The sequence below is a fragment of the Microcoleus sp. F10-B2 genome (assembly GCF_036704965.1).
Taxonomy (GTDB): Bacteria; Cyanobacteriota; Cyanobacteriia; order Cyanobacteriales; family Microcoleaceae; genus Microcoleus.
The window spans coordinates 88,405-97,346 of record NZ_JAUBTB010000019.1 but is presented as its reverse complement, the minus strand read 5'-3'; the positions used below and the strand labels follow the sequence as shown (position 1 = coordinate 97,346).

Sequence of the window (8,942 nt, the reverse complement as noted above, 5' to 3'; positions counted from 1 at the left end):
GTTTTCGCTTCCTATTTCCATCTTTCCATCTTGTTTGCTTCTGTGTGCGATCGTTCTTTTGAGCGAAGGGCGATCGCTTCTTTTGTACCAATTACCAATTACTTACCATAATGATTAACGTTAAGATTGCTGTTCCGGTGTATAAGCGTGACCAATGGGGCGACTTTGACCGTAAAGCTAATATTGAGATTGCTGCTGATGGAGAGATTTTTTCTGAAACTTATGTCTTTTTGAGGACGCAGATTGATGAATTGTTGCAGCAGTCAGGTGCTGAAAATCAAATGCTTCTTAAGCTTCATGATTTGGAGAAGCATATTTCTCGTAGAGAAAAAACTCTTCAGTCTCTTGACATTAAAATAGAAATTGCCACACGTCAACTGCAAAAGCTTCAAAACTTTTTAGAGCGTTTGGGAATTGACCCTGGTTCTTATTCTTTGCTTATTTGCGATAAGCCTATAGGATTAAAATCCGCTTCTGAAGTTGTTACAACAGAGATTGAAAATGACCCTATCCCTTTTAACTGTTCTGACGATGATGATGACAATCCTCACGAATTTTAACCATGCACATTACTTCTGATTTTTTAGACAATTGCTGGCAACCACCTGAATCTGAGTATCAGCCACTTCTAGATTTTGAATCCGATATTCTTTCGGAAGTTCCACATAATGACTTTTCAATTTTAACCCAGAAAATTAAACGTTCATTTTTGGATTATTGTCGTCAAGGTATTATGCTTGAAGCTGTTCGCCGGTATCGCTTGTATAAACATACCTATAAGGATTTTGCTGATTACTGCAAAAATGCTTTAGGTCGCTCGCCTTTTTATTGTCAGACAATCATTAAAGCTGCCAAAGTTTGCATGCACTTGATTAAGTCTAATTTTCAGACTCTTCCTACTTCTGTAGCTCAAGCTATGCCTTTGTGGAAGTTTGCAAAAGTTGATTCCTATGGGAATTGTCAATTGACTGAAAAATGGTCTGAGGTTATTGAATCTATTCCTGTTCACCAAATTACTGCCGCCAAAATTCAGGAAACATTAGACGAAAATCCAGAGGATAGAGCTAAGCAAGTTCGTATTAAAGGCAAAGCTTATAAGTTGTTGCAAGAAAAAGCTTTGGCTGCTGGAATGTCTGTATCAGAGTATCTTGAGCATTTAATTGGTGTATCAGATGACTTATCTAATGACCAAGAGCCAGAGTGTTCTGATGTGCGATTGGATGAACAGGCTGTTCATGTTGAGTACACGCCAGAGCAACAAGTAATTTTGGCAGATTTGGATATTGTTTTTAAATCGCCTGATGATGGCTGCCTAACTCAGCAGCCGAAACTCTTCCTTAAACGGAACTTACCCCTGCAGGGGGTAGTTTCGGTGGCTGTATTCTTTGAGCCGTATTCGTTTTAGCTATTTGGCAGTTCCAATTTTGTAGCCATGTATTTAAGATTTTCTTAATATTTAGAACCAAAGTATTGCTGTATCATAAAATTAACTCAAACCCGCTCCACATAAGGGTTGTAAAAAGTTGTAGTCATGTACTTGATTTTCCCGCTCCAGGAAAGTCTTGCCCTGTAATGGTTTCAGAAGAAATGAATCTTATGTGCGGGGTAAGTTCCGCTTAAAAATGGGAGGGGTAGCGGATTGAGTCCAAATCATCCGTCGGTCAATCGATTTGTAACTTAGGGCTTTAAAAATGAAACAAGCTCTTGTGGCTTTTCTGGCTTCATAAGCTCGGTTACTTTTTGATTGATTGTATTATTCCCCTGCAATTTATAGCTTTAAGAGTGAATTAGGCTTCTGGCCTTTGGGTGATTCATAAGCTTTGCTATGGGGATTTGGAAAATTATCACCTTTAAAAATTAATGCAAATTATCGGACTTGATATTAGCAAGGCCTCAGTTTCTGCTTGCCTTTTGACAGAAAAACCAACTGAACCTCGACAATTTTATTATGATTGCGACTTTCACAAGTTTGACGCTACGGCTTCGGGGATTACTGGATTGCTGGCATTGATTGGCGGCGATATAAATAATACGATCGCAGTGATGGAGCCGACGGGGGTAAACTATCAAATTTTGTGGGGAACTCAGCTCGCCAGGGCTGGCGTAGAAATTCGTCTTGTCGGTCACAAGGAATTGCGAAGTTTTCGCGAGCACCACCTCGGACTTCCCGATAAAGATGATGATGCCGATGCTTTGGCTCTGGCGATTTACGGTTGGGATTTTTTTGAGGTTCCCCGTCGGTTTGTGCAAGTGCGATCGCAAACTATTGTTGAAATTCGCCGGTTGGTACTTCGTTTGTCTCATCTCAATCGCGTGCAGTCCCCTATCATTAACCGCGCTCGTCAAGATTTGGCGTGGCAGTTTCCAGAAGTGGCGCTCGTGCGATCGGTGCGTCTGGGTGAAAAAGTTCCTTTGCTTTGGGGGTGGCTTTGCGGTCAGCGGCAGTCGGTAAAGTATGATTTGATGCTTGAAAAGTCGATCGGTTTGGGTTTGACTGATGAACTTCGCCGCCACGCTGCGCGCATTTGCGATATTCAGCGGGAAGAGATGGCGCTTGAGTTTCAACTTTCCAAGCTTGTGTCAGAGCCGCAGTTTTTGCCGTACCGCAAAGTTTTTGCCCGTTTTGGGTTTGGTCGCCGCGTTGAGGCGCTGCTATTATCGCAAATATACCCATTTGAAAATTATCTTCTTGGCGGCAAACCAGATGTGAAGATTCGTAAAGGGCGAAATTCCGGTAAACCTACCAAGCGGCATTTGTCGCTTCGCCGATTTTGTAAGGCTTTGGGTTATGCGCCTTCTCAAGAGTCCAGCGGCGATTTGCAAAAATCCAGGGTCAGCGGTGGTAGCGATTTGTGCCGGCGCGCTCTGTGGCAGTGGATATTTACTAGGATTGAACCAGTCCGCGCTCGGCTTCAGAACGATATTGGCGATCGGCTCGGTGCAATTATGGATGCAGAAAAACTTAGCGGTCGTCCGGTGCGGCTAGTGCGATCGCGTGTGGCGGCTAAAGCAGTCAAGTTGCTGTTTAAAGAACTCGTTGCTGAGCTTGTTCATTCCAAAATCTAAAATCTAAAATCTAATTTTCAGCGGGATTTTTGCAGTGGCCGCGAGATTTCTGCCGGAGTGTTAAATATATAATCCGGCCACTGCAAAAATAGCCGCCAGCCCGTCCGGCTGAGGACACCTAAGTCTATCTGGGTAGCGTTTAATTTTTTGTCGCTATTTAAAATCTAGAATTGCTAGAGTGAAGTTCGATCGCTCTACGCTCAAATCTCCCTATGCTGAAACAGCCAAAACCTCAATATTCTGTAGCCTGGATTAGCAAAATAGGCGAAATCCCGCAAGCGTCGTGGGATGCCTTGGCGATGCCACTAAAAACGCCATTTCTAGAATGGGATTGGCTTAACAATCTCGAAGTCTCCGGCAGTGCGACAGGTAAAACCGGTTGGCTGCCGTATCACTTGACTGTGTGGCGAGACAAACAGTTGATTGCTAGCGCGCCACTTTATGTCAAAAGCCACAGCTACGGCGAATTTGTGTTCGACAATCAGTGGGCGGATTTAGCTCAACGTTTGGGTATTCAATATTATCCCAAATTGATGGGAATGACGCCGTTTACTCCGGCTGAAGGCTATCGGTTTTTGATTGCCGAGGGGGAAGATGAAGACGAGTTAACGGGAGTAATGGTAAGCGCGATCGACCATTTTTGCGATCGCCACAATATCTCCGGCTGCAATTTCCTTTATGTCGATCCAGAATGGCGCGAAAGAATGGAACGCCACGGTTTCAGCAGTTGGCTGCACCACAGTTATATTTGGCAAAATCAAGGCTATCAAAATTTTGACAATTATTTAGGCGCATTTAATGCCAACCAGCGCCGCAATATCAAGCGCGAACGCAACGCAGTTGACAAAGCTGGTTTGTTAGTGAAAACTTTTACTGGCGATGAAATTCCCCAAGCTATGTTTCCGCAAATGTATGCTTTTTATGAGAATACTTGCGACAAATTTGGTTGGTGGGGAAGCAAATATCTGACTAAGCGATTTTTTGAACAGTTGCACCACAATTATCGCGATCGAGTTTTATTTGTAGCCGCCTACGACAAGGAAGATGACAGACAACCGGTAGGTATGTCTTTTTGTTTGTATAAGGGCGATCGACTGTACGGGCGTTATTGGGGCAGTTTGCAGGAAATCGACTGCTTGCACTTCGATGCTTGTTACTATACGCCGATCGAATGGGCGATCGATCGGGGCATCCAAAGCTTCGATCCCGGTGCCGGCGGCAGACACAAAAAACGGCGAGGCTTTCCAGCTACGCCAAATTATAGTTTGCACCGATTTTATAACAACCGTCTGGCCCAAATTCTCAAGTCTTATATCGGTCAAATCAACGAAAGAGAACAGGAAGAAATTGATGCAATCAACGAGGATTTACCTTTTACTAAGTCACCTCCGTTGTTACTCGGCGATTGACAGTTGACTGGGAATTTGGAATTGGAAACTGGGAATTAGTAACAGCCCATGGGTGTCAATATAATACTAAAACCCTCTGTATATCTCGTTTGTATCGAAGTTTCGATCCCCCTCGCATCCCCCTTAAGAAGGGGGACTTTGAATGCTCTTTCCTCTTTATTAATGGGAGTTAGAGGGGAGGTAAGAATAGTCTTGTCCCCCCATTATTAAGAGGGTTAGGGGGGAGCGAAACTCAACTATAAACGATATTTATTATGGATTTTAGTCTTAAGTTGACACGAATGGTAACAGTCAACCGTCAACCGTCAACCGTCAACCGTCAACTAATTAACCTAATTCAAAATTACCTTGCCATCTTCCTGAATTTCCAGGGATTTTGTATCAGTGCCCAACTCAGTTGTCGCGCCGAAACTGACTTGCAACATTCCCGGCATCGCGGTTGCTTGGGGGCGAACCAGCAGCAATCCGCCGTCTGCGCGCTGGTAAGTGAGGGTGATTGGCACTTTGAGGGCTTGAAGCAAAATTTCAGATTGTTCGCCCAGAGTGCGCGGCTGGGTGACGCCTACGATTTGATAATTAATGACAGCATTGGTGGTATTCACCAGTTTAATTACTATCATGCCTTCTGCAGGCGTAACTCGCGCACTGGGCATGGGGAAGCGGGCCGGCGCCTCTGTGGGTGTAGAGGGCATACCGCTGGGGCTCGGACTCGCAGCCGGAGTCGGTTGGCTGACTGGTTCTTCAGTGGCTGCGGGAGTTTCTGCGGGTTGGGAAACGGGTTTTCCTTGTTGGGGCGGAGGGCCGCCGGCGAGGGAAAGTGTTGCGAGACTAACGAGTAAACCTCCGCAGGTGGCTGCTAGCAAGCTGATTTTTTTAAACGGTAGATTGTGGCGAAACATAAATAACTCCTCACAAGTTCGATCGAGGTTGTCCAACAAAGTTCATGTTAATCTATGCGGGAATTGAATTTTAACAGCTTGGTTTGGGTCAGAGGTAAGAAGAATCAGGGTTTTAGGGATAGATTTTTTTTAAACCGCAGAGGGCGCAGAGGGCGCAGAGGAAGAGAGGAAGAGGGGAAGTTTTAAAGGCGGAATTGTTCTGATTTGTGGGCGGGGAGGGTGACGGTAACGGCGGTACCTCGATCGACTTGGCTGTCAATGCGGATTTGGCCGCGGTGATTTTCGACAATGGCTTTGGCGATGGCTAATCCTAAACCGGAACCGGCGGCGCTGCGGTGGGTGCGGGCGGGATCGGCGCGGTAGAATCGATCGAACAAATGCGGCAGGGCTTCTGCGGAAATCCCGATGCCGGTGTCTGTTACTTTTATTTGCAGCGCTGGATGTAACATCGGCGAATTTCTTTTGTTTTTAGCTGCAAGCTGCAATTCTACTTCAATTTCGCCGCCAGAGGGCGTGTACTGCACGGCGTTGCTGACGAGATTGGTAAAAAGTCGGGCTAGTTGATCCCAGTCACCCAACAGTGTAAAGTTTTCCTCAGCGTTGGGCAGATCGACAATTTCCAAAGAAAGAGAGAGATTTTGGGTAGTGGCGATCGCCTGTTGTTCTTCAATTACCTCCATCAGCAAAGCATCTAGGGGAACCTCAATCCACTGCTGCTGGACGATGCCGCTATCTTGTCTTGCTAAAAACAGCAAATCGTCAACCAACCGCCCCAAACGGCGGGTAAGGCGTTCGATAACTTGTAGCTGTTGATGCTGCTGCGGTTCGATATCCGGTTCCGCCAAAGCTACTTGGACGTTAGTTTGAATAGTGGCGATCGGATTTCTGAGTTCGTGAGAAGCATCAGCGGTAAACTGTTTGAGACGCCCGTAAGAATCCCGCACCGGTGCCATCGCCAATCCCGACAGCAGCCAGCCAATAGCCGCCACGCAAATTAGAGTTAAACCCGCGCCCAAAATCAAATCGAGAATTAATTGGCGGATGGGTTTTGTCACTTCAAACCAAGGATGGCTGACTCGCAAATATCCCAGAACTTGGCGGCCGATTTCCACTCGCTGCGTTACTTGTCTGAGGGAATAGTTTTGAGTTGTCCGAATGCTAATCGGTTTGGTAGAAACGCGATTTGTATTTTGTGCGATCGACTTTGCACTACCTAAATTTATATTTTCCTGCAAACCTGCATTCAAACCGCCATCAAAATCTCTGATTTCTCCCCTCTGCGCCCTCTGCGCCTCTGCGGTTAAATCCCTCTTCCCTCTATCCCTTAAATCCGCGACATCCGGTACATTGCCCGTTGCCAACCTTTCTTGTACCTGATTTGTACCTTCAAACCGCAACTTATGATTCACCCAAACTGTTTCGCCGGTGCGGTTAGCGTGAATGGGAATATTCAGCGGTTCCGATAAAGTAGACCACAGCAATTCGCCCGTAGGACTGAACCATTCTAAATCAATGTGGTCGTCTTCTACTGCATCGGTGCTATCTCGAAAACTGGCTTGAATATTAACTTGCAACTTCTTTTTATCTTTGGTAGTAGGCAAACTTAGCGGTTCGATAACCAGTGTTCGCTCTATTACTTCTACAACATGATTGAGGGTGTCGTCAATGCGATCGATCAAAGTATTGCGGACATAGAAATAGAAACCAGTGGCGAATACAAGTAACAATACAGCAGTAACGGCTGTGTACCAAATAGCGAGGCGGCGGCGGGTAGCTTGGAACATTGGAAATTTGGGAATTGGTAATTGGTTGCTTGTTATTTGTTACTTGTTATTTGTTATATCATGTGCGGGTAATCGCCGAGTGTTATTGTTGTTGTGTAGTGCGAGCTTCTAGCTCGCGAGCTATCGGAACGCGAGCTAGAAGCTCGCACTGTTGTCGCAATCAATTACCAATTCCCAATTACCAATTCCCAATTACCAATTCCCAATTACCATTATTAATACTTCAGACAGATGTCGAGGTAGCTGTCAGCTTGGTAATCTACTCGCTAAACTTTTTAGGTATCAAGCCTGTGAACAAATTTTTATTTCGAGCCGCGATCGGGCTGTTAATGGCATTTTTTGGGGCAATTACCTATTTTACAAACGACGTACAAAATCCGGTAACAGGAGAGAGACAGCGGGTGCAGCTTTCTCCCCGCCAAGAGATAGTTTTGGGATTGCAGGCGCGGGATCAAATGGCCGCCAAGTACGGGGGGCTTTATCCCAGCCAGAGTATTCAGCAGTATGTCGATCGAGTAGGAGCACGAGTGGTCAACGGTTCGGCCGCGAAACAAGCGGGTTATCCGTTTGAATTCCACCTGCTGCGAGACCCAGAAACTGTCAATGCTTTTGCTTTACCGGGGGGACAAGTTTTCATTACCGCCGCACTCCTGGGACGGCTGAATTCCGAGGCTCAGTTGGCTGCTGTACTGGGGCACGAGGCCGGTCACGTTGTGGCGCGCCACGCTGCGGAACACTTGGCAAAACAGCAGTTGGGCAGGGCTTTGGTAACAGCGGTTGGGGTGGCTACTAGCGACGATCGCGGGGGCGGGCAGCAGGCTGCATTAATTGCTCAAGCTGTCAATCAAGTTGTCGGTTTGCGGTACGGTAGATCGGATGAACTTGAGAGCGATCGGCTCGGTTTTCGGTTTATGACGGAAGCGGGTTACGATCCTAGAGGTATTGTTGAGGTGATGAAAATTCTCGGTGCAGCTAGGAAGGGCGAAGCGCCGCCGGAGTTTTTGAGCTCTCACCCCAACCCTGAAAACCGAGTTGAAAAATTGCAAGCTTTAATCGCGCAAAATTACCCTAATGGCGTTCCAGCTAATTTGGTGTCTGGACGCGAAGAGTTTGCTAAGAATGTGTCTGGCGGTTAGCGAGAATTGCATCGGGCTTTACAAAAATTATTGCTAAAGGCGGATCTACGTTCGGCTTTGAGTTGGCACGATCGACTTAATGAGCGATCGAGCAATTGGAAAGTTGAAAACCATGATTGAATCTTGGATGATTATCGGCGGCGTGACTTTCTCAGTCGCTTTCGGCACTCTGTTTTTTAAACTGCGCGATATTAACTGGGCCGTCAAACTTCAAAGACCGGATTGGATGTTTTTTGAGCCTGCTATTCCGTTAATTTGGACGGTGATTTTTGCTTGCGGGGCCGGCAGCGCTACTTTCGTGTGGAAGAGCCAGGGAGCCTTAAAACATTGCTGTTGATGGCTTTGTACTTGCTTTTAGAAATTGTCACAGTTGCTTGTATTCCTGCTACTCTCAGAGCCAAAAGTCTGAAAGTAGGGACGATTTTGGGAGTGGCTGGCGAGATTTTGGGAGTTGTGCTGACGTTGGCTGTTTTGGCGATTTCTCAAACCGCAGCTTTGTTACTTTTGCCTTACGCGGTTTGGGGTGCGATCGGCACTTATACTACTTGGGAAATGATTCAGTTAAACCCAGAAGCTGCATAAATATAACGAACCGCGAAGACGCGAAGAATAACAGGCGTCTCGCTTGTTCCACTAAGTAAGAAAAGA

At 46.2% G+C, this 8,942-nt stretch carries 9 protein-coding genes; 7 read left to right on the top strand and 2 right to left on the bottom strand.

The annotated features are described in order from the left end of the window. Positions 1-110 precede the first annotated feature (110 nt). The 4 genes from QUA99_RS10185 to QUA99_RS10170 all read left to right on the top strand — a co-directional run bounded on the left by QUA99_RS10185 (position 111) and on the right by QUA99_RS10170 (position 4,475). On the top strand, positions 111-560 hold the full coding sequence (locus QUA99_RS10185; RefSeq protein ID WP_333245824.1) for a hypothetical protein: 450 nt from the start codon (positions 111-113) through the stop codon (positions 558-560). Between the two features lie 2 nt (positions 561-562). Continuing rightward, entirely contained in the window at positions 563-1,405 is an 843-nt protein-coding gene (locus QUA99_RS10180) for a hypothetical protein (protein WP_333245822.1), read from the top strand. Between the two features lie 455 nt (positions 1,406-1,860). After that, a complete protein-coding gene (locus QUA99_RS10175) occupies positions 1,861-3,066 on the top strand; it encodes an IS110 family transposase (RefSeq protein WP_333460336.1) in 1,206 nt (401 codons plus the stop codon). A gap of 212 nt (positions 3,067-3,278) precedes the next feature. Further along, positions 3,279-4,475 carry a GNAT family N-acetyltransferase gene (locus QUA99_RS10170; RefSeq protein ID WP_333236048.1) on the top strand — a complete coding sequence of 399 codons (1,197 nt, stop codon included), beginning with the start codon at positions 3,279-3,281 and terminating at the stop codon, positions 4,473-4,475. Between the two features lie 332 nt (positions 4,476-4,807). Here the strand turns inward: QUA99_RS10170 and QUA99_RS10165 are convergent, their stop codons facing one another. Together QUA99_RS10165 and QUA99_RS10160 are read right to left on the bottom strand one after the other, a co-directional pair. Continuing rightward, on the bottom strand, positions 4,808-5,374 hold the full coding sequence (locus QUA99_RS10165) for a hypothetical protein (RefSeq protein ID WP_333236047.1): 567 nt from the start codon (positions 5,372-5,374) through the stop codon (positions 4,808-4,810). 182 nt (positions 5,375-5,556) lie between these two features. Continuing rightward, entirely contained in the window at positions 5,557-7,158 is a 1,602-nt protein-coding gene (locus tag QUA99_RS10160; protein WP_333236046.1) for a HAMP domain-containing sensor histidine kinase, read from the bottom strand. 290 nt (positions 7,159-7,448) lie between these two features. On the opposite strand from QUA99_RS10160, the gene QUA99_RS10155 reads away from it, so the two are divergent. The 3 genes from QUA99_RS10155 to QUA99_RS10145 all read left to right on the top strand — a co-directional run bounded on the left by QUA99_RS10155 (position 7,449) and on the right by QUA99_RS10145 (position 8,876). After that, complete coding sequence (locus tag QUA99_RS10155; RefSeq protein WP_333236045.1) at positions 7,449-8,294, top strand: M48 family metallopeptidase; 846 nt, start codon at positions 7,449-7,451, stop codon at positions 8,292-8,294. A gap of 79 nt (positions 8,295-8,373) precedes the next feature. Beyond that, positions 8,374-8,631, top strand: a complete 258-nt coding sequence (locus QUA99_RS10150; RefSeq protein ID WP_333236044.1) for a tryptophan-rich sensory protein — start codon at positions 8,374-8,376, stop codon at positions 8,629-8,631. Beyond that, a complete protein-coding gene (locus tag QUA99_RS10145; RefSeq protein ID WP_333236043.1) occupies positions 8,595-8,876 on the top strand; it encodes a tryptophan-rich sensory protein in 282 nt (93 codons plus the stop codon). Before QUA99_RS10150 ends, QUA99_RS10145 begins: the two co-directional genes overlap by 37 nt. The last annotated feature ends 66 nt before the right edge of the window (positions 8,877-8,942 follow it).

Excerpts from the sequence above, each read along its gene's own strand:
- QUA99_RS10160 (WP_333236046.1), bottom strand. The coding sequence starts at position 7,158 with ATGTTCCAAGCTACCCGCCGCCGCCTCGCTATTTGGTACACAGCCGTT.
- QUA99_RS10165 (WP_333236047.1), bottom strand. The coding sequence starts at position 5,374 with ATGTTTCGCCACAATCTACCGTTTAAAAAAATCAGCTTGCTAGCAGCC.
- QUA99_RS10175 (WP_333460336.1), top strand. The coding sequence starts at position 1,861 with ATGCAAATTATCGGACTTGATATTAGCAAGGCCTCAGTTTCTGCTTGC.
- QUA99_RS10170 (WP_333236048.1), top strand. The coding sequence starts at position 3,279 with ATGCTGAAACAGCCAAAACCTCAATATTCTGTAGCCTGGATTAGCAAA.
- QUA99_RS10150 (WP_333236044.1), top strand. The coding sequence starts at position 8,374 with ATGAGCGATCGAGCAATTGGAAAGTTGAAAACCATGATTGAATCTTGG.
- QUA99_RS10185 (WP_333245824.1), top strand. The coding sequence starts at position 111 with ATGATTAACGTTAAGATTGCTGTTCCGGTGTATAAGCGTGACCAATGG.
- QUA99_RS10180 (WP_333245822.1), top strand. The coding sequence starts at position 563 with ATGCACATTACTTCTGATTTTTTAGACAATTGCTGGCAACCACCTGAA.